The organism is Rhizobium sp. 10N427 (assembly GCF_056394605.1).
Map to the genome: position 1 here is coordinate 625,748 of NZ_JBFTID010000001.1, position 21,068 is coordinate 646,815.

General features: G+C 60.4%; 17 protein-coding genes. 11 read left to right on the forward strand and 6 right to left on the reverse strand.

Features of this window, described 5'->3' with window-relative positions:
* From AC1DIJ_RS02720 to AC1DIJ_RS02730, 3 genes are all read left to right on the forward strand, one after another.
* On the forward strand, positions 1 to 1,023 hold the full coding sequence (locus AC1DIJ_RS02720) for a hypothetical protein (RefSeq protein WP_112388779.1): 1,023 nt from the start codon (positions 1 to 3) through the stop codon (positions 1,021 to 1,023).
* Between the two features lie 168 nt (positions 1,024 to 1,191).
* Positions 1,192 to 1,653 (forward strand): helix-turn-helix domain-containing protein, encoded by a 462-nt coding sequence (locus AC1DIJ_RS02725; protein WP_112388780.1) that lies wholly within the window; start codon positions 1,192 to 1,194, stop codon positions 1,651 to 1,653.
* Positions 1,654 to 1,881: 228 nt separating this feature from the next.
* Entirely contained in the window at positions 1,882 to 2,124 is a 243-nt protein-coding gene (locus tag AC1DIJ_RS02730; protein WP_112388781.1) for a hypothetical protein, read from the forward strand.
* 201 nt (positions 2,125 to 2,325) lie between these two features.
* On the opposite strand, the gene AC1DIJ_RS02735 is transcribed toward AC1DIJ_RS02730, so the two are convergent.
* Together AC1DIJ_RS02735 and AC1DIJ_RS02740 are read right to left on the reverse strand one after the other, a co-directional pair.
* Positions 2,326 to 3,279 carry a sulfonate ABC transporter substrate-binding protein gene (locus AC1DIJ_RS02735; RefSeq protein ID WP_112388782.1) on the reverse strand — a complete coding sequence of 318 codons (954 nt, stop codon included), beginning with the start codon at positions 3,277 to 3,279 and terminating at the stop codon, positions 2,326 to 2,328.
* A gap of 209 nt (positions 3,280 to 3,488) precedes the next feature.
* The gene (locus AC1DIJ_RS02740) at positions 3,489 to 4,532 is read right to left on the reverse strand and encodes a LacI family DNA-binding transcriptional regulator (RefSeq protein WP_112388783.1); all 1,044 of its coding nucleotides are present in this window, start codon (positions 4,530 to 4,532) and stop codon (positions 3,489 to 3,491) included.
* Between the two features lie 161 nt (positions 4,533 to 4,693).
* Between AC1DIJ_RS02740 and AC1DIJ_RS02745 the strand changes: the two genes are divergently transcribed.
* Positions 4,694 to 5,962, forward strand: a complete 1,269-nt coding sequence (locus AC1DIJ_RS02745; protein WP_112388784.1) for an ABC transporter substrate-binding protein — start codon at positions 4,694 to 4,696, stop codon at positions 5,960 to 5,962.
* A gap of 19 nt (positions 5,963 to 5,981) precedes the next feature.
* Positions 5,982 to 7,634, forward strand: coding sequence for an acyltransferase (locus AC1DIJ_RS02750; protein ID WP_112388785.1), 1,653 nt, complete (start codon positions 5,982 to 5,984; stop codon positions 7,632 to 7,634).
* Positions 7,635 to 7,729: 95 nt separating this feature from the next.
* Here the strand turns inward: AC1DIJ_RS02750 and AC1DIJ_RS02755 are convergent, their stop codons facing one another.
* Positions 7,730 to 10,072, reverse strand: coding sequence for a methyl-accepting chemotaxis protein (locus tag AC1DIJ_RS02755; protein ID WP_112388786.1), 2,343 nt, complete (start codon positions 10,070 to 10,072; stop codon positions 7,730 to 7,732).
* Between the two features lie 326 nt (positions 10,073 to 10,398).
* Here AC1DIJ_RS02755 and AC1DIJ_RS02760 point away from each other — a divergent pair, with 326 nt between their 5' ends.
* A complete protein-coding gene (locus AC1DIJ_RS02760) occupies positions 10,399 to 10,602 on the forward strand; it encodes a cold-shock protein (protein ID WP_112388787.1) in 204 nt (67 codons plus the stop codon).
* A gap of 140 nt (positions 10,603 to 10,742) precedes the next feature.
* Positions 10,743 to 11,177, forward strand: coding sequence for a ProQ/FINO family protein (locus AC1DIJ_RS02765; protein WP_112388788.1), 435 nt, complete (start codon positions 10,743 to 10,745; stop codon positions 11,175 to 11,177).
* Between the two features lie 9 nt (positions 11,178 to 11,186).
* On the opposite strand, the gene AC1DIJ_RS02770 is transcribed toward AC1DIJ_RS02765, so the two are convergent.
* On the reverse strand, positions 11,187 to 11,816 hold the full coding sequence (locus AC1DIJ_RS02770) for a TetR/AcrR family transcriptional regulator (protein WP_112388789.1): 630 nt from the start codon (positions 11,814 to 11,816) through the stop codon (positions 11,187 to 11,189).
* Positions 11,817 to 11,961: 145 nt separating this feature from the next.
* On the opposite strand from AC1DIJ_RS02770, the gene AC1DIJ_RS02775 reads away from it, so the two are divergent.
* From AC1DIJ_RS02775 to repC, 4 genes are all read left to right on the forward strand, one after another.
* Entirely contained in the window at positions 11,962 to 13,998 is a 2,037-nt protein-coding gene (locus AC1DIJ_RS02775; protein WP_112388790.1) for an NADH:flavin oxidoreductase, read from the forward strand.
* A gap of 487 nt (positions 13,999 to 14,485) precedes the next feature.
* Positions 14,486 to 15,700, forward strand: a complete 1,215-nt coding sequence (gene repA, locus AC1DIJ_RS02780) for a plasmid partitioning protein RepA (RefSeq protein ID WP_112388791.1) — start codon at positions 14,486 to 14,488, stop codon at positions 15,698 to 15,700.
* Between the two features lie 51 nt (positions 15,701 to 15,751).
* Positions 15,752 to 16,798 (forward strand): plasmid partitioning protein RepB, encoded by a 1,047-nt coding sequence (gene repB, locus AC1DIJ_RS02785; RefSeq protein ID WP_112388792.1) that lies wholly within the window; start codon positions 15,752 to 15,754, stop codon positions 16,796 to 16,798.
* A gap of 151 nt (positions 16,799 to 16,949) precedes the next feature.
* Positions 16,950 to 18,218, forward strand: a complete 1,269-nt coding sequence (gene repC / locus AC1DIJ_RS02790) for a plasmid replication protein RepC (RefSeq protein ID WP_112388793.1) — start codon at positions 16,950 to 16,952, stop codon at positions 18,216 to 18,218.
* 129 nt (positions 18,219 to 18,347) lie between these two features.
* On the opposite strand, the gene AC1DIJ_RS02795 is transcribed toward repC, so the two are convergent.
* The gene (locus AC1DIJ_RS02795) at positions 18,348 to 19,544 is read right to left on the reverse strand and encodes an MFS transporter (protein WP_112389045.1); all 1,197 of its coding nucleotides are present in this window, start codon (positions 19,542 to 19,544) and stop codon (positions 18,348 to 18,350) included.
* Positions 19,545 to 19,622: 78 nt separating this feature from the next.
* On the reverse strand, positions 19,623 to 21,059 hold the full coding sequence (locus AC1DIJ_RS02800; protein WP_112389046.1) for a M81 family metallopeptidase: 1,437 nt from the start codon (positions 21,057 to 21,059) through the stop codon (positions 19,623 to 19,625).
* Between the last annotated feature and the right edge of the window lie 9 nt (positions 21,060 to 21,068).

The window sequence follows — 21,068 nt, forward strand, 5'->3', positions numbered from 1 at the left end:
ATGATGCCTCCGCGGCCGGCGATTGCACCCATCGGCGAATTGGAGACGATCCTGTCGTCGACGAAAGCCGACCTGACGGCGGCTGCTGGCTTTCCCGAACTAGAGATATCCGGCCGCCGGATCAGGCTGTTCTTCGTGCGCGAGGCGCAGGCGGCGATCACCGACTGGCCGGCGCTCAAGGCGAAAGCGCGGCGCGTTGCCACCGCGCTTGCGCGGGTGGATGCGACGCCCGTTCTGGTCACCACGCTTGCCGCATCTCCGCTTGCCGCGGTATTACAGGATGCGGGATGGGCCATCCTGCGTGAAGGCAGCAACGAGATTGTACCGGGCGGCCCTCCAGCGGACATGGCAGACCGGAAAATTCAGGGTTTCGGAAGCCGGAAGCTCACCCTTCTCTGCGCCCTTTGGCATCTGCGAAACGAAAGCTTCGAAGCGTCGCAACTCGGCGCTGCCGCCGGCGTTTCGGCGACCGCGGCGCGCAGCGCCATTTCCGATGCCGTGCAGCTGGGCTGGCTCGTTCCGCAGGCCCGTGGCCGCAGCCACCGCTACGCCGTCGCTAATTCGCAGGCGATCATCGATACGGTGAAAACAACGGCGGCGGCGGCAAGCCCGCGCTGGCAGCACTACGCCGTTCCCGCCGATGCCCTCACATCTCTGCCGCAGCGGCTCGATGGATTCTGCCGGACGCATGATATCGGCTATGCGATTACCGGGCGCTACGCTGCGAGCTACTATCTCGGCAGGCGCGGCGATGTGCCGGAGTTGCAGATCAGGCTTTCGCCCTCGGTCGACATCGCCGACCTGCTCGCCCATCTCAGGGCCGCGCCGGTCAAAGCGCCCGGCAATCTCGCGATCGTGATTTCGGCGGATGCCGCCAGCTGGCTCCACGCCAGGCGCGCCCACGGGCTCGATCTTGCCAATCCACTGATCGTCCTCTGTGATCTCTTGAGCCTTGGAAGCCCTGCTGCCGAAGCGATCGAGGCCTGGCTCAGAGGCAGCGAATGCGCTTCAGACGGGGGCTAGTGCCACCCATTGGTACTATATACACAAGCGCGTAGCGGCGAATGGTCCATCCCCAGAAGTAGCGATTGAATTTTTCACTCTGCTCATACACTATCTATTCGCGCCCCCCCTATTGATCGGTCCTCCGCAAGGACGCCAATCGACCCTCGCGGTAAACGGAAAAAAGAAATGAACGCCAAGGCCCCGAATGCAATCGACGTCTATGTCGGCTCCCGAGTAAGAATGCGCCGGCTCCTTCTCGGCCTTAGCCAGGAAAGGTTGGCCGATCAGATCGGCGTGACGTTCCAGCAGGTCCAGAAGTATGAAAAAGGCATGAACCGCATCGGCGCCAGCCGCCTGCAGAAGATCGCCGAAGTGCTGTCTGCACAGCCGAGCTATTTCTTCCAGCAGGACGACAACCAGCCGCTGACGCTCGAGGGCCTGGAGATGCCGCAGAAGGCTGATCCGGTTTCAGAATTCCTCCGCTCCAAAGAGGGCCTCGCTCTCAACCGCGCCTTTCTGAAGATCAACGATCCGCAGATCCGCGAAAAGATCGTTTCACTCGTCAAGGCGATGGCACAGGCCGAAGGCCACCGCGAGGTTGCCGCCGACACGGTCGCTTCGGATTCCAGCGTCCCGCTGAACGGCTGACCGCTGATCCAGCAAAACGATGACATCGAGGCGCGGCCATCCGGACCGCGCCTTTTGATTTCCGCAGCCTATGACCCGCATGGTTGCATCCGGATTCCAGGTTGAATTCCGAAGCGCATTCCGACGCCTAGACGTGTGTCACGCTTGTGTCACGCGCGTCCTGCGGGAAGTTCAACTAGCCTCGTCATGTGGCCGTTTGCAGCGGCAACGATCTCATGGGGTGTATCAATGGAAGATGCGGTCATCGACATCAGGAACGCGAAGGGCGAAGAGCAGCTGAAGGAGCTGGCCTCCCTTGCAAGACTGATTGCCTTCGCGCGTGAGAATGCCAGGGAGCTCAATGCAGAATTCCCGGCCCATTGCCTGGATATGGCGCTGAATGCCCTGCTTCAGGATCTGCAGGGCAGCGCAGCGCCCGCGATCGCCGAGGAAGGGCAGCGGCTCGAAGCGGCTTTCGCGGTTCGCCACTGACTGAGCCATTTTCTTGCTCCGGAAAAGCCGGGGCAAGATGATAGCTCGCATGCTTGCTTCAACTGCTTAAACGTTACAGCAAACTGCGCGCAGCCTGCCGGTAGCCATGTTCGCGGTGATAATCGCGATAGTCCGATTTGCCTTCAGCCGATGATGCTCGAGAACTCCACCGGCTGAGGCCACACATGCTTTCATGAGCCGTCAGGCTTTGCCGCCGCGCACCGCGTCGGCGATCGTGACCTTCTTCGGAATGAGCTTGAGCTCGTAGAAGGTGTCGGCGATCGCCTGCTGCTGAGCGACGACAGAAGCATCCAGGCTCTTCACGCCATAGGACTGACGTTCCAGCGCGCGGACGAGGACCGGTTCCGGAATACCCACGGACGGCGACAGTTCGGCAGCTGCTGCCGCAACGCCGGATTTGGTCCAGTCGTCGATTTCGGAAATCGCTTCGATGACCACATCGATAGCCACGCTGTGGCCATCGACCAGAGTTTTGGTCCCGAGATAGAACTGATGGTTCGGGACGATACCCTCGCCGTTTCTGAGCTCGCGCGCTTCGATCGCGATCTCTGCCGCCGCCTGGAAGGGATCCCAGATAACCCAGGCATCGACGGCGCCCTTTTCGAAAGCGGCGCGGCCATCGGCCGGAGCGAGGAAGGACGGCTCGACGTCGGCATAGGTCAGGCCCGCTTCTTCGAGCGCCTTAACGAGCAGATAGTGAACATTCGAGCCCTTGTTGAAGGCGACCTTCTTGCCCTTCAGATCGGCAACCGACTTGATCGGGCTATCCTTGGGAACGAGGATCGCTTCGCCGCGCGGGGCCGGCGGCTCGTGTGCGATATAGACGAGCGGCGCATTGGCCGCCTGTGCGAAGATCGGCGGCGTCTCGCCGGTCGAGCCGAAATCGACGGCTCCGGCGTTCAGCGCCTCGAGAAGCTGCGGGCCACCTGGGAATTCAGTCCATTCGACCGAATAGCCGATCGTCTCGAACTTCTTCTCCAGGATACCCTTGCCCTTGAGCAGCACCAGGGTGCCGTATTTCTGGTAGCCGATGCGAACGACCTTGTCGGCTGCAATAGCGGTCCGAACCCCGACCAGGGGAGCGGCGATTGCGCCGGCCATGGCCACGGTAAATGCGCGTCTCGAGATTTTCATAGTGAGCCCCTCCGTTGAATTGGTTGGGCCAAAATTAAATTATGTCTACAGCTTTACTAGACTAATCGTGCTGTTTTCGGAGCAGTCCAAGGATTCCATTTTTGATTTTTGCGTCATTCGCAAAATGGGTGCTCGAAAGAGCGTTCAACCGCCTGGAATCCAAGTGATACGGGCGCATTTTCATCGCCAGACGGCGACCCGCGCAGCGTCTATTGCGCACGAAGATAGTGGCGCGGCGGGCCAACGGTTCCCCGTTCGATCAGCCGGACCGACATGCCGACGCGGCGCACCCGCGCCTCGGCATTCAGCGCTCTCTCCTTCAGCATATCCCAGCCGACGCGGCCGAGCTCTTCGCGCTCGATGCGAAGCGTCGTCAGTGCCGGGGTGCTGTGCTGCGCGATCGAGATATCGTCCATGCCGATCACCGAATAATCACGCGGGAGGATGTTGCCGCGGGCGCGCAAGGCATCGATGACGCCGAGCGCCATGATGTCGTTGCTGCAGACGAATGCCGTCGCCTTGGCGAACCGGCCCTTCTGCATCGCGTCTATCAGGGCATTCGAGAGATCAGGCTCGAGGATCCCCGCAGCCGTCAGGTCAAACAGGTGCCTGTCGGGGTCAATGGCAATTCCGGCCTCCTGCATGGCATCGCGAAAGCCATCGAAGCGTTCCTTGAGCGACGTCCGGAACAGCCGGCTTACATGCACGATTTCAGTATGGCCTTCCGACAGCAGCCTTGTGGTCGCCAGCCAGCCGGCGGATCTGTTGTCGGGCAGCACGCAGGAAAGCCGCATCGTCCGGTCGATGCCGTTGACGATCACCGCCGGCGCATGACTTCTGGCCACCTGCTCGATCAGGACAGGATGGTCGAGACCGACGAGAAGCAGACAGGCGCCGTCTGCACCGAGCAGATTTTCGACGTTGACGCTGCCGGTTTCGATATCCGGCGTGAGCAGATGGACCTTGGCATCGACGCCGCCCTCCCTTGCGGCATCGAGCGCACCCTGAATGACGCCCTCATAGAATTTCGAATTCAGATAAAGTGTCGCTGTGGTCACAACCGCCAGACCGGATGGAAAGGCTTCCGTTAACTCCGTCGTCTTGTGGCGATAATCGAGACGCGCAGCCGCCTCCAGGATCCGCTCCCGGCTCTCGATCCCGACCCCTGACCGGTTGTTCAGCGCCTTCGACACCGAGGCAATTGAAACGCCTGCGGCTTCGGCAATATCAGAGATACGTGATCTGCGTGTCATCCAGGGATTCTCCTCGGACCTTGATTAGCACGGCCGGTTGAACCTCGCCACTGTTCGAGAAATTTTCTCCATCAACGAAATTTTTCTTTCCCTATCTATTTTTTCGTTTATCGTTGCACAGTCGCCGCATCAAGCGGGCGGCATTGACCTGGGAGGGGAAGATGCTGAGACGTCGAGAATTCATCGCAAGTGCAATTGCCGCCGCCTTGATCGACATTCCCGCGGCACTCGCCGCGGACGAATCGCTGAGAGTGTTCTGGTGGGGCAACCCGGACCGGGCAAAACGGACTGGCGAGGTCATCAAGCAGTTCGAAGCCGCCGCGCCTGGCGCAAAATTTACCGGGCAGGTCGCCACATCCGACTATTGGGTGAAACTGAGCACCATGGTCGCGGGCCGCAATGTGCCCGATGTCTTCGCACTCGAGCCAGTCACCTTTGCCGACTATTCCCGCCGCGGCGCGACGCTGGATCTCACGCCGTTTCGCGACAGCATCATCAAATCGACGGATTTCGCCTCCGGCGCACTGGATCTCGGCACGGTCGATGGAAAATTGACCGGCATTCCGACATCGCTCAACGCCGCGGCCCTGATCGTCGACAAGGCAGCGCTGGAGAAAGCCGGAGTTCCGGTGCCGGCGGCGTCCACGACCTGGGAGCAGTTCAAGACGATCTGCACCGACTTCAAGAAGGCCGCTGGTTCCGCAAGCCTCTTTGCCGTCGGCAACGGCGCGAGATACAGCTTCGTCTTCGAAGTCTGGCTGCGCCAGCGCGGCAAGACACTGTTCACGCAGGACGGACAGCTGGGCTTCCAGGAAGCCGACGCGATCGAGTGGTTCGATTACTGGGATCAGCTGGCGAAGGCTGGCGGTTGCGTGACCGCCGATATTCAGGCCCTCGACAAGGGCAATATCGAAACCAACCCGATCGCCAGCGGCAATGCCGTGATGGCATTTGCCTATTCCAATCAGCTTGCCGGTTACGGTGCATTGGCAAAATCGGAAATGTCGATCGGCTCGCTGCCGGTGCAGGAGGCGTCCGGTCCCTCGGGGTTGTTTTACCGGCCCTCGACGCTATGGTCGATATCGCCCTGGTCGAAGTCGCCGGAGACGGCTGCGAAGTTCATCAACTTCTTCGTCAACGACACCAATGCCGGGCATGCTCTTGGAACCGAACGCGGCGTTCCCGTGAATGCGAAGATCCAGGGCGACGTCGCTGCCACCGGCGACAAGGTTTCGAAGCAGACGATCGATTACATCGTCTCGTTGAAGGATAGGGTCGGCCCCTATCCGCCTGCAATCCCGATCGGCGCTGCCGAGTTCTCGCAGCAGGTTTTGACTGCGACTGCCGACAGCGTCGCCTTCGAGCAGATAACGCCATCCGACGCGGGCAAGCAACTCATGTCGGAAGGCAAGCGCATATTCGGCGGATGAGCAGCACCGGGGAAGCATGATGGATCAGCGCAATAGTCCGCAGCAGCCGTTGGACGAGCACAAGGAAGCGCGCAGACTGCAGTTCCTGCCGTGGGAGCGTGCCGCTGCCGACCTCGACCATCCTGACCATATCGAACGAAAGACTGCGCTGCAGGAGTCCTGCGGCGCGGAATTTTCCGATACGTCCTACATCGCCGAGCACGCGGCGGTCTTCACTGAAAGCCTGAAGATGGGCGAGCGGTCATGGATCGCGGGTCATGCGCTGGTCCGCGGTGCAGTCGTGCTTGGCGATGACTGCACCATCAACCCCTTCGCCTGCGTCTCCGGAAAGGTGACCTGTGGCAATGGCGTGCGGATCGCATCGCATGCGTCGATCGTCGGCTTTAATCACGGTTTCGACGATCCCGGCGTGCCGATCCACCGGCAGAAGGTGACCACGACTGGCATCACCATCGGAGACGACGTCTGGATCGGCGCCAATGCCGTCGTGCTTGACGGCGCCGTCATCGGCAGCGGGGCGGTCATTGCGGCGGGTGCTGTCGTTTCCGGCGAAATTCCGCCGATGGCGATCGCCGGCGGCGTACCGGCGCGAGTCATCCGCATGAGAGGCCAGCCGCCCCGGTCATCCCGGCCCGGTAGCATCGAGGGCAATCTTCAGGCGCTTGGACAGAAGGCGCGGGATCAGTGGCCGGAGATCCTTCAGCGCTGGAAAACTGCCGATGCCTATCTGTCACTTGAAGCTGATGGCGTCGCCCGCCCGGCTACCCGCCATCTCTGCGATGCCATCGAGATTGCTGCAGGCTTCGGCGAACTGCCGCCCGGACTGAATGTGGCTGAGACCATCGAGCGGCTCCGGAGCCTTCAGGACCGTGAGACCGGTCTTTTCCCCGAAGCTGGAACGCAATCCGCCGGCACCGAGCTCCGGCAGGACCCGAAAGCGCTCTATAATGTGCTCTCTGCCGGCTACGCACTCGAAGTCCTGGGCTCCCATCCGCAGCAGGCAATCCAGGCCGTGCAGATCGATCTCGCCGAACTAGATCGCTGGCTCCTGGGATTGCCCTGGACAACCGCAGCCTGGAGCGCGGGCAGCGTCATCGATGCGATCGGCACCGCCATGTATTTCAACGCGAGATATTTCAACGTGGACCAGCCACGCCAGGCGCTGTTCGAATGGCTGACGCGGCATGTCAACGTGGCGACAGGTGTATGGGGCGAACCGACGGCGGCGGAAGGCTGGCTGCAGCCTGTCAACGGCTTCTACCGCCTGACGCGTGGAACCTATGCACAATTCGGCGTGCCCCTACCGAAGCCGCATGAAGCGTTTGAAACGGTGCTGCTGAACTACCGGAACCATCAGGGCTTCACCGGCTCCAAATACACCGCGTGCAATCTTCTCGATACGATCCATCCTCTCCTGCTCATCGCGCGCCAGAGTGACTACCGGCGTGGCGACGCCGAAGACATCGCCAGGAAGATCATCGCCAGAGCGGTGGACCGCTGGCAGGACGGCGAAGGTTTCGCCTTTGCCGATGGCAGCCCGGCCAGCCTGAAGGGAACCGAAATGTGGCTGTCGGTCGTTCATCTGGCAGCCCGGTATCTTGGCCTGGCGAACGCATTCTCCTTTTTGCCAAAGGGCGTGCATCGCACGGCCGCCGTCGGTCTCGGTTTATAGCGAGAACTCCGACCGCGCCCGCAGAACGGAAAAGGCCGCAACGAAATCCATCGCTGCGGCCCTTCCGTCACTCTCGCTGCCGCCGCAGCCGAGCGTTAGAACTCTTTCCAGTCGTTGCTGGCCGAATGCGTCGTCCCGCCCGATCCGCCGAAGGCAACGGCGAGCTTTGTCGAGAGCGTGCGTGCCGGCGAGGCGACCGCGTGAAGCCTGCTGCCGTTTGCCGTTCTATGGGTATTGCCCGAGACGTCGTAAGGCCGGTTTCCGTTAGCGCCGTCGTCCAGCTTGAACTGCGCAAGACGTTCCGCCAGCGCCGCGACTTCGGTCGCCAGTGTGTGGCAGGCGGCATTGGATTCTTCGACCATGGCGGCATTCTTTTGCGTTGCCTGGTCCATCTGGTTCACCGCGGTATTGATCTCCTGAAGGCCCGTCGACTGCTCCCTCGCGGACTTGACGATCGCGTCGACATTCTGGTCGATCTGCTGCACCTGACCGACGATGGCCGATAGCGCGTTGCCGGTCTCGGTGACCAAATCAACGCCAGTCTTGACCTGCGATCCCGAGGAGACGATCAGCGTCTTGATTTCTTTGGCGGCACCAGCCGAGCGCTGGGCAAGCTCGCGAACCTCCTGCGCGACGACCGCGAAGCCCTTGCCGGCCTCCCCTGCCCTCGCCGCTTCGACGCCGGCGTTGAGAGCCAGCAGATTGGTCTGGAAGGCGATGTCGTCGATGACGCCGATGATATTGGAGATCGACCGCGACGATTGCTCGATCGCATGCATGGCATCGACAGCGCGCCGGACGATCTCGCCCGAGCGCTCGGCATCGCCCTTGGTGCGAGCGACCATCGATCCGGCCTCCTCGGCACGGACGGTCGAATCCTTGACGGAAGTGGTGATCTGTTCGAGCGCTGCTGCGGTTTCCTCGACGGACGCTGCCTGCTGCTCCGTGCGCCGCGCCAGATCATCGGCGGCGGAGCGAACCTCGCCGGCGCCGCTCTGGATCACATTGGCATTCTGCGAGAAGGAGACCATCGCCGAGCGAAGCTTGACGATCGAGTCGTTGAAATTGACGCGGGTCTCATCGAGAGCAGCGGTGAAGGGCTGCTCGAGCACCGTCGTCATGTCGCCTTCTGCAAGCCTGGAAAGTCCGCGCGCCAGCTCGCCGACGGCGAATTTGACGTCGGCTTCCTGCGCCGTGTTCAGCCGTGCGCGCTCTGCCCGCTCCTTCTCCTGCTGCGCATGCGTGGCAGCAGCCTGATTTTCAAGATCGGACTTCTGTCGATTGCTCTCCAGCAGCCGGCTCAGCGAGCGGGAGAGATCGCCGATCTCATCCTTCGAACCGGCGTCCTTGATCTGCACGTCGAGCTTGCCGGCGGCGATCTCGGCCGTCTCGGAAATCACATTGGAGATCCGGCCGATAAAACGGCGTGCGATCAGCCAGCCGGCGAGGCCGAGCATCAAGGCGGCAACGCCGGTCGAGATCAGCGCATCGCGGATCATTGCATTCAGCTCGGCAAAAAGCGTTGCCTTCGGTACGGATATCACCGCATACCAGTCCGGCCCCTCGCCGAGCTTGACGGGAACGGCGACCGCCAGAGAAGCAGTGCCATCGCTCGCCATCAGCTGCTGCTCGGCACCGAGTTTGGCAATCAGGCCGTCCCATCCCGCCGTCTCATCGCCTGCCTGGCTGAGGCTCTTTCCGATCAATGCAATATTCGGATGGCTGACAATCTTACCGCCGCCGCTGACGAGCCCGATAAAGCCTGTCCCCATTGGCTGGATCTGTGACAGCGCCTTGCTGGTATCCTGAAGCGAAAGATCGAGCCCTGCGACGCCCGCCGGCTTTCCGTCGATGATGATCGGTTTGGTGACCGAGGTCATCAGCACTTCCTTGCCATCGATCGTGTAGGGATAGGGCTCGACGACGGTCGTCTTGCGCGTCGTGAATGGAACCTGATAATAATCGCCCGGACCCGGCGTCGCATAGTCGGTCAATGCGGTATGGGTGATCTGCGTGCCGCTGCGAACCCAGTAGGGCACATAGCGGCCGGTCTGGTCATAACCTTCCTTGTTGGCGAAATCCTTGTCCTTGCCGTCGAAGGCATCCGGCTCCCAGCCGGTCCAGGTCGCCAGGATTGCCGGATTGGCCTGCAGCATGTTCAAGAGAATCTTGTCGGCCTTGGTGCGATCGGCATCGCCGGTCTGCTTCAAAGTCTGCAAAACGGCATCCAGGCTATCGACGATATGGACGGTACCGCCAATATCGCGCTCGACAGCAATCGCCTCGGACCGGGCGATCTGGCGCATCTGATCCATGCTTTCTGTGCGTATTTCCGTGTAGGATCTGAAGAAAAGGACGCCGGATGCGGCAATAACGGCAACGACGCCGCAAGCGCCAATCGAGAATAGATTACGACCTGTCGTTGTTTTGAAGAGCATATTAATAACTCGTTCCCGTCATGATTGTTTTACGTTGAACCCGCCGCCGATATTCTTGGCTTTAGACTTACAATTTTAGCTATTCATGATTAAGGAATGTTTGATTGACAGATATCTTGGAAAGCAATCAGACGGGCGTCACGAGGCGCCTTTGGCGTCAAAATTGCTTTTGCGATGCCGATCGCAAAACGATTGCTGGACCAAACGCCGTTCTTCTGCGAAAGAACTACACCCTGTAAAAAGGCGTAAACCGTTGATAAGCCGGCGCGCGAGCGATAGGCTCCGGCGGCGATTGAAAACGGCTAAGAGAAGTAAAAGGAACTCTGATGGCTACTGGTACTGTAAAATTCTTCAACGATGACAAGGGCTTTGGCTTCATTACCCCGGAAAGCGGTGGCGCTGACGTATTCGTGCACGTGTCTGCTCTGCAGCGCGGCGGCTCGCTTCGCGAAGGCGACAAGGTGAGCTTCGAAGTCGGACAGGACCGCAAGACCGGCAAGTCCAAGGCCGAAAACGTCGCAGTTCTCTAATATTTTGCAAGGCCCAGCCGCACGCGTGTGCCGGCTGGGCCTTCATTCGATGCCGATGATCAGGTCCCCGTCACGGGAACATCAGCGGATGTCGCGGTTTTTTCACAATGGCAACGTATGGAAGCCATGTGGAGTAAATCATGCGCAAAGCCTGGACTGTCAGCCGCGGACCGATTGCGGCAACCGAAGCGGATGTCGAGAAAGCCCGGGCGATCAACGCCATGCTGACCCGTTCGATTGGAATTCTGCCCGAAAATCCCGGTGACCCCATCCTGCCCTTCGCGGTCGGCCTCTTCAACGAGATCAAGGCGCTGCTGAAGCCGGAGCATGGCGTGAGCAGCCTGCGCCGGGCGACGGCGTTCCACATTTTCTCCAAGCGCTATTATTTCGCCAGCGCCCAGCCCGATTCGATGCGCCACGACATCGACGGCAGACCGGTCGAACCGCTCAGCGCTGCAGACCGCCTTGCGGCGCAGAAAAGCTTTCTCGACGTGAAGCGGCAACTGATGCGCACGAGCATCGAAAGACAGCAGGCCAACAAGGCACACATCGATGAAGCGCGCGCCGGACACTAGCGGGCCCTTTCAGCCCGGCACGTAGCCGTGGCGTGAATAGAATCTGTCGAGTTCGCGGTTTTCCGGCGACCGGCCGGTGAAGATTTCCACGTATTCCGGGATGCGCTTCATGCGTACCGCAAGATCTTCCTGCGACTGCATGGAGATATAACCGATCTGCACCAGATAAACGGTGCGGGCCCGGACATCGGCCCTGGCTTCGTCTTCACCGAAGCGGTGCAGCATTTTCGTCAGGGCGGAAATCCGAAGCTGATCGGCTTCCTGCACTTCCGCAAGCGTTTCCGCCGATTGCAGCGCCCAGCTTCGGATGGCGAACTCGAATTTGGCGTCGAACAGTGCAGGATCGATCCAGCAGTCGAAAACGTTCAGCATCGCCTCGGCCACCGTTTCCGCATAGGCTTCCGAACGCCTGACCAGATTTCCGGTATTCTTGTCCCGCCATCTGGCGACCAGCGCGCCGAGCAACTCCTCGCGATCCTTGAAGAACCAGTAGAAGCTGGTGCGCGACAGCGTGAGCTTCTTCGCGAGCGGCAGGATACGCACGCTATCGACGCCCGATTCGAGCAGCGAGGCATAGGCCGCCTCAAGCCACACATCCGGCGAGCCCCGCCAGCCGCTATCATTCTGTAATCGCTCCATGGCGCAGAGGTACCAAACTCCCATCGCGGCAACAACGGGTTTGTGCATCGCTGTCTGTCAGCAAAACAGCAATGCCTTCTAAATTGACATAGGTGTACATTTCTGGATAACCTTCGATCCCAGTCATGAACACTGGAGCACCGCGATGTCGAACGATCCCCTCCTGCAACCCTACAAGCTCAAGCACCTGACGCTTCGCAACCGGATCATCGTCACCTCCCACGAGCCTGCCTATCCCGACGACGGCATGCCGAAGGAGCGGTACCGCGCCTACACGGTCGAGCGGGCCAAAGGTGGTGTGGCAATGACGATGACCGCGGGCTCGGCCGCAGTCTCACGCGACAGTCCTCCCGTCTTCAACAACCTGCTTGCCTACAAGGACGAGATCGTCCCGTGGATCCGCGACATGACCGATGCCGTCCACGAACAGGGTGCCGCGATCATGATCCAGCTGACCCATCTTGGACGGCGCACCCGCTGGGACAAGGGCGACTGGCTGCCCGTTCTTGCACCCTCGCACCAGCGCGAGGCCGCGCACCGGGCTTTTCCGAAGAAACTTGAAGACTGGGATATCGAGCGCATCATCAAGGATTTCGCGGATGCCGCGGAGCGGATGAAGGCGGGCGGCATGGATGGCGTCGAGCTGGAAGCCTATGGCCACCTGATCGATCAGTTCGCCTCACCGCTGACCAATGAACTCGACGGCCCCTATGGCGGTTCGCTGGAAAACCGCATGCGCTTCTGTTTCGACGTGTTCAGGGCGATGCGCGAAAGAGTGGGCGACGATTTCATTCTCGGCGTCCGCTATACCGCCGACGAGTGTCTTCCCGGCGGTACCGATCGCAATGACGGCATCGAGATTTCGAAACGGCTGCGCGACAGCGGGCTGATCGACTATCTCAACGTCATCCGCGGGCATATCGACACCGATCCGGGCCTGACCGACGTCATCCCCATTCAGGGCATGGCGAACTCGCCGCATCTGGATTTCGCCGGCGAAATCCGCGCCGCGACCAATTTTCCGACCTTCCATGCCGCGAAGATCCCCGACGTTGCGACCGCCCGCCACGCCATCGCCTCCGGTAAGGTCGATATGGTCGGCATGACACGGGCCCACATGACCGATCCACACATCGTTCGAAAGATCATCGAGAAGCGGGAGGAGGATATCCGCCCCTGCGTCGGCGCCAATTACTGTCTCGACCGGATCTACCAGGGCGGCATGGCCTTCTGCATTCACAACGCCGCTACCGGGCGCGAAGAGACGATGCCGCATGTGGTGGAAAAGGCGGATGCCCGCCGGAAGATCGTCATCGTCGGTGCCGGCCCGGCCGGGCTCGAGGCGGCGCGCGTCGCCGCCGAGCGCGGCCACGAGGTCGTCGTCTTCGAGGCCGCCAACAATCCCGGCGGGCAGATCCGCCTGACGGCACAAAGCGAACGCCGCAAGGAAATGATCAGCATCATCGACTGGCGCATGAGCCAGTGCGAGAAACGGGGTGTGACCTTCCATTTCAACAGCTGGGCCGAGGCTGACACTATCGCCGCTGAGAACCCTGATGTGGTGATCATCGCCACCGGCGGCCTACCGCATACCGATGTCCTGTCGAAGGGCAGCGAACTCGTCGTCTCCGCCTGGGATATCATCTCGGGCGACGTGAAGCCCGGTACCAATGTACTGATCTATGACGATGCCGGCGACCATGCCGGTCTGCAGGCGGCGGAGATTATCGCGAGGACAGGCGCGAAGGTCGAGATCATGACGCCGGACCGGTCCTTTGCGCCCGAGGTTATGGCGATGAACCTCGTTCCCTATATGCGCACGCTGCAGAAGCTCGACGTCATCTTCACCGTCACCTTCCGTCTGGACCAGGCCGAGAAACAAGGCAACCAGCTGCTGGCGCATGTCGGCAGCGACTATGGCGGCGTTGCCAAGCAGCGGATCGTCGACCAGATCGTCGTCAACCACGGCACCATTCCGCTTGATGACCTCTATTTCGAACTGAAGCCGCTCTCCAGCAATCTCGGAGAGCTGTCGCACGATCAGCTTCTGGCCGGAGAGCAGCAGACCGTCACCCGCAATGCCGATGGCAAATTCCAGCTGTTCCGGATCGGAGATGCAGTGGCGGCGCGAAACACCCATGCCGCCATCTATGACGGCCTGCGGATCGCAAGCCGCCTTTGATCCCGGCGCGGGAAAACGGCCGCGTCGTCCCTGAGTCGCAGCAGGGATAGGCGGCACCCGGCCTGAGGCAAGGCCGGGAGTCCGGCGCAACCAGCGCTTTTGCGGCCCATATCGGTCGGTTTGTTCACAGCCGATCGGTCCGTAAACCGTTGATCGGCGAGCCGAAATGGGCTCAAGATAGGCAGTGGCAAACGAATTGCGATTCGATTCGCGGCCCCGGAGACCAAAAACCGATAGTGGCTAATGCCGTGATATGGTTAATGTACTCCCCTGAACGGAAGTAGAAACGCCGTTCGCTTCCGCTGCCCGTACACAGGCTCGTCCGGCGCGAAAACCGCTCTTTTCAGCCGCCGATCTGTGCAAAGGCTTCTCGAAGAAATCCGGTTAACTCCCTGTTAAGCCTAATTGCCTTGCAAGAAAATGAGAATCGGAGCTAAATGCGCTTTCAAAGCCCGCAGGGTGTTTAAATCGCATTTTTGAGATTTCCATGAATATGGCACCGACAATTGATAAGGCAATTTCTGACGTCGATCAGCTGATCATCGCTCAGGCGCAGGAACTGTCCGACAAGCTGAAGCAGCACCGGCTGGAAATGTTTCCGCCGCGGGCCATGAAGGATCTGCGCGAGTTCCAGCTGGCAGAGGCTGCACGCTTTCTCGGCGTCACCAGCGGCTATCTCAGGAACCTGTCGCTGGAGGGCAAAGGCCCCCTCCCCCAGGTCACCTCGTCCGGGCGCCGCTCCTATACCGCCGGTCAGATGGACGAGATGCGCCAGTTTCTCGACCAGAACGCGCGTGGCGGCACGCGTTACGTTCCGCATCGCAAAGGCAGCGAACATCTTCAGGTCGTCGCCGTCGTCAACTTCAAAGGTGGCAGCGGCAAGACCACGAGTGCAGCCCACCTTGCCCAGCACCTGGCCCTCACCGGCCACCGGGTCCTGGCTGTCGATCTCGACCCCCAAGCCTCACTGTCCGCCATCCACGGCTTCCAGCCGGAATTCGACGTCGACGAGAACGAGACGCTTTACGCGGCGATCCGCTACGACGACGAGCGCCGTCCGCTGAAGGAAATCATCCGCAAGACCAATTTCCCCAACCTCGACCTCGTCCCCGGCAATCTCGAGCTCATGGAATTCGAGCACGACACGCCGCGCATTCTCGCTCAGGGCAAGACCAGCGATTACGGCCGGATCTTCTTCGCCCGTCTCGACGAGGCGCTGTCTTCGGTATCCGATGATTACGACGTCGTCGTCATCGACTGCCCTCCCCAGCTCGGCTTCCTGACGATGAGCGCGATCTGCAGCGCGACCGCGGTGCTGATCACCGTTCATCCGCAGATGCTCGACGTCATGTCGATGTGCCAGTTCCTGCAGATGCTCGGCGAGGTGCTGAACACCCTGAAGGGCGCCGGCGGCAACATGAACCTCGACTGGCTGCGCTATCTGGTGACCCGCTACGACCCGCAGGACGGGCCGCAGACGCAGATGGTCGCCTTCATGCGCTCGATGTTCCGCAATCACGTTCTGACAAATCCGATGCTGCGAAGCGTCGCGATATCGGATGCGGCCATGACCAACCAGACGCTTTACGAGGTCGAGCGCAGCGCCTTTACGCGCGCCACCTATGACCGCGCAATGGAAGCGATGGATTCAGTCAACGGCGAGATCGCCGATCTCATCCACAAAGCCTGGGGCCGCAAATGATAACTCACGGCTTCGCCACGGGAAACCAATCGACCGTCCGGAGGGAGACATATGGCACGTAAGAATATCCTCTCCGGCCTGATGGACGATTCCAAGAAGTTTACCGCGGTAAATATCGAAGGCGATTCCGGTGCCGAAAAGCAGCAGATTGCCTTCAAGGGAATCGGGGCGCTTGGCGCCGTCACCCGCAGCATCGACGCGCTGGCGGCGAGGGCGGATGCGGCGCGCGATATCGAAGAAAAGCTCGCTCATGGCGAAACGGTTATCGATCTCGATACCGCTCTCATCGAGGAGTCCTTCGTCAGCGATCGTCTGGTTCAAACCGACGAGCAGTTTCAGGAATTGCTTGAAGCGATCCGCTCGCGCGGTCAGGACTCCCCTATTCTGGTGCGTCCGCATCCGCAAAAGGATGGCAAGTATCAAATCGCCTTCGGTCATCGCCGTGCGCGCGTTGCTAAGGAGCTCGGCCGTCCGGTTCGCGCCGTGGTCAAGAAGCTCGACGACCGTGACCACGTCATCGCCCAGGGTCAGGAAAACTCGGCGCGTGCCGACCTCTCCTTCATCGAGCGCACGATGTTTGCCGACAAGCTCGATACGCTCGGTTTCGACCGCGAGACCATCATGTCGGCGCTGAGTGCCGATAAGACGACGGTCTCCAAGATGCTGTCGGTCACCCGCCGCATCCCGGCCGAGGTTCTCTCGGCAATCGGCGCTGCGCGCGCCACCGGCCGCGACCGCTGGCACGATCTTTCGGTCAAGTTCGAAGAAGAAAATTCCGCCGAGCGGGCAACTCTCTTCGTTGAGACGCCCGATTTCGTTGCTGCCGAACCGGACGTGCGTTTCGATATGCTTGTGCAGTTTCTGAACGGCAAACCCGTTTCTACCGCTCAGAACCAGGCGCAGCCGGCGTCCATCAGCCAATGGCAGCGGCGCGACGGTTCGGTCAAGGCGAAGATCAAGGATAACGGGAAACAGTTCACGATCGCGCTGAAGGCAGCCAAGGGATCGGCCTTCGGCGCCTATATCGCAGACAATCTGGATCGTCTCTACGAGGCGTTCGAGAAGGACATGATTTCATCGAAGAATGGAGATCAATAAGCAAAAGAAAAGGCCCCCAAAACGTTGCCGTAGTGGAAGCCCTCTCTGATCTAGACACCCAGAGAATCACATTTCCACTCCACATAGTCAAGAGTCCCCGGCACCTATTTTTGGTGAGCTGATATCTTTTGCCTTGAAGAAGGCGAAGAAAATGGATGGTGGAAGTGTGACGACGCCTTTTGGGCGGCGGCCGATGACGCTTGGCATGCTTGCAAGCCAGGTCAGAGCCCAAAAGATCGAGAGCAGTGCCTCGGTCGACAAGTGGAAAATCTATCGCGCGCTCTGCGAAGCCAAACCTCTGCTCGATATTTCCGACCGGGCGCTCGCGGTGCTGAATGCGCTTCTGAGCTTCTATCCACATGGCGAACTCTCTGCCGAGCGCAGCCTTGTCGTGTTCCCATCTAACAACCAGCTTTCAATCCGATGCCACGGCATGGCCGAGCAGACGGTGCGGCGGCATATGGCATCTCTCATCGCGTCGGGCCTGGTGCTCCGCAAGGACAGTCCGAATGGCAAGCGTTATGCGCGCAAGGACCGTCAGGGCGAAATCCGGGATGCCTATGGTTTCTCGTTAGCGCCGCTGCTTGCCCGCGCTGAGGAAATCGAACGTCTCGCAGCCAAGGTCGCTGCCGAGAAATTGCATCTGCAGACCATCAAGGAACAGCTTACCCTTTGCAGGCGCGATATCTCGAAGCTGATCACAGCTGCGATCGCCGAGTCGGCCGATGGCGACTGGTGGGCGATCGATGAGGCGTTTCATTCCATCCTCAACAAGCTGCCACGCGTTGCAACCCCGCATCTGATCGCCTCGGTTCTGGCCGAGCTCGAGGAATTTCGCGCCGAAATCGTCAAGCAACTGGAGACACAGATTAAAACCGAAAATTCGAGCGCCAATGCCTTACAGAATGAGCGGCACATACAGATATCAGAATCTGAATCTATTTCTGAATCTGAACATCCGGTTACGAATGCCGGGGATGGGTTGACCGCAGTAAACTCCGCTGATCTCGGCGACAACGCTTTAGAAGGACAAAGGCTGCTACCCGGGAAGGCGTCGATTACCTATCCGATCACCACAGTGACCGAAACCTGCCCCGATATCGCTCTTTACGGACCGGGAGGAAGTGTTCGAACGTGGAGCGATCTGATCAGCGCCAGCACCATCGTCAGCACCATGCTGCAAATCGATCCATCCGCCTATCATCAGGCCGTCAGCAGGATGGGCGTGCAGAATACGGCTGTCGCGATCGCCTGCATATTCCAGAAGGGTAGTACGATTGCGTCTCCAGGCGGCTATTTGCGGACATTATCGCGCCGCGCCGGGGAGGGGCGGTTCAACACATGGCCAATGCTTGCCGCTTTGCGACGGGCGAACATATCGGAGCCTGCGGCAGGCCCTCCAAAGCCGGTTACCCAATGATGGAAGCAAACTATTCATTGAGTTCCGTTGCGCTAAGAAAACATCGGATAAACAACGATTGGAACGTGAAGAAATCAGGCCATGAGAGCGCCATATGGACTGAAATCCAAGCGAATCCAGTCGCTTAGCCTAACGTCGGCGTCCATCGAGAAAGAGCAGCAGCCCGAGCCCGGCCACCCCCGAGATCGCACCGACAAATGCCGTGCCGGAATAGGTTGTCAGAGCCGTCCCGGCAGCAAAGAGCAAGGCGCTCAATCCAGCACTGAGGAATATGTTGACCGAGATCAACGCGCTGCCGAGGCCCGGACGCTCGGCGATCAGATCCTGCAGATAGGTGATCGGAACACTGATCAGGGCGGCTGCGCCAATCCCGCTGATAAGGGTGAGGGCGTAGACCTGCCAGGGCGCGGAGGCGAGGGCGAGCAGCACGAGATAGACGGCGTAGATGATCGTTCCCGCGGCCAGAGCCGTCAGCTGGCTGATCACCCGCAGCAGCCGCGACCAGAGAATGATGAAGATGACCTCGAGGAAGGCAACGATGCCGACGAGGACACCGACATCGGCAACGGTCCCATGCGCAGCACCGGTGACCACCAGCGGCAGGATCGCGCCGTTGACGTGAAGCGTGCTGCTGATCAAAGCGATAGCCACCACGCGACTCAGGATCTTCGGCGAGACGACCTGTCCGAGCGCAGCGAGATAGGACAGATGATGGGTGGCCGCATGGTCGGTGCCGCTCTGCCGTGGCAGAAACAGCCCGATCAACGCCAGACAGACGACACAGGAAATACAGGCAAAGAGATAGGCGGGCAGCATGGTCGGCGAACCGGAGAGCAGAATGCCGGTCAGCCCCGGGACGAGAACCCAGGAGAGGGAGATCATCGCCCGCACGCCCGAATTGACGGTCGCGACATCGCTTCTGTTCATGTCTCCGGTCGCCGCTCTGACATTGGCGAACAACAGCGAGCTCAGCGAACTATAGACGGGCAGGATAAGAAGAGCGCTCAACACGAAGACCTGTTCGGTCGGAATGAGATAGATGGCGCCGTAACCGGCAACGCCGAAGATCGCGGCGATCAGCATCATCGTCCGGTATTCGCCCAGCCGGTCGGCAAGATTGCCCAGCAGGATGCTGACGACGACATTGACGGTTGCGGCCGCGAAGATCAGTGCGGAATAAAGCGCGTTCGAAAGACCCAGCTCTCGAATACCGACGACGGATTGGTAGGGCGAGGTCGTCGCGCCGGCAAAGCCGAAGGTGAAAATCGCAAGCATGCTCACCCGGATGACCGGGTTGCGGAAGACGTCGGGGATAAGGCGTTTCATGTTCTTCATCGAAGACTGGCGAATACAGGCCGGGCGGGGATGAAGCCACCCGATATGGACAGTCGCCGTATGTTGTTGTCAATCTTTCCAAGAAGCGGAAAGACGCGCCTCCGGCGTATAGGCGAAATCGCGATCGAATGGAAAGGCTGGACGCTGCCGGCGCAGGCTGACAAGGTTTTCGATATCCTGTCCAACCACGCCATCCGTCAAAGCCATCAGGTTGGGGTTTGCGATCGGGGCCAGCTCCGGCGAGAGATAGCCGGATTTGACGACGAGAAGTCCTACGGATTTGGGATCAAGGCCGAGGCGGGTGAAATCCGCGATATTGTGGTAGGGGCGCCGGCGCGCAGCAAGAATGACAGTCACGCCGCCGATCCTCACAACGGCCTGCCGGTCGGCAGGAATGCCGGGGTCGTCGAGGGTCAGGATTTCCGCTTCCACATCGACCGGTTGGCTCGACGGATCCAGGCTGCCGCCGATCGATAGCGTTACCCTTGCAGAGTTTACTGCAGTAAAACATGCGTCAACCGTCGGGCGATCCGTGATGCCGGCAAAGAGAACGCCGGTCAGATTGCGGCTCAGAACGGCTCGCAGAACGTCCGCGCGGTCACCGACGCCGCCACCGGTCGGATTGTCCGCAGAATCGGCAAGAATAACCGGACGTGACGATAAATTCTGAGCGATATCAAGGACTTCGTCCAATGGACGGGTGACCGGGCCGAAACGAAACTCGGCGCGTGCATCCCAATAGGAGAGAGCAATCTCCTCTGCCGCCTTTATAGCCGCAGCCTTGTCTTTGCCTGTCACAACCGCGCAGGCCGTCGCGCGTGGCTCGTCGGCCCAGACATAGCCGACCATAAGGTTGGCATCGAAAATTCCGTCGCGGGCGTCGAATTCGGGCAGCCTGGCATAGAGCCGCTTTGCCGGCTCGTCCTCAGTCGAGGTGCGCTCGCCGGGCCAGAGAACCGGGACCGGCGCCCAGGCGACACCTGGCCGCTCGCCCGTCTCCAACGCATCAACGAGCATCGTCCAGGCACGGACCATCGTCTGGCGCACATCGATATGCGGTGCTGTGCGGTAGGCGGCGAAGATATCCAGCTGGTCGACGATCGTCTGGCTGACATTGCCATGCAGGTCGTAGCTCGCCGCGACAATGCAGGCATCGCCGGCGACGGCGCGGGCTGCCGAAATCCAGTCGCCCTCGGCATCGTCCATGCCCTCGACATTCACCGCGCCGTGCATGGCGAGGTAGAGGCCGTCGAGCGGCAGCGCCGCTTTCAGCCTCTCGATAAATTCGGACTTGAAGGCTTCATAGGCCACGCGCGACACCGGGCCTCCGGGCACGGCGCGGGCGTGAAGCAGCGGCAGCAGGTGAGCCCCGCTCTCGTGGACGAAGTCGAAATAGGCCGCGCCGAGAAGCTCTTCCCCCCGCAGCACCTTGAAATCATCCACGGTCATCAGCACCGGCGAGTAGGTGCTGCACTCTGTATGAATTCCGCCGATCGCAATCCGCATGGCTGTCAT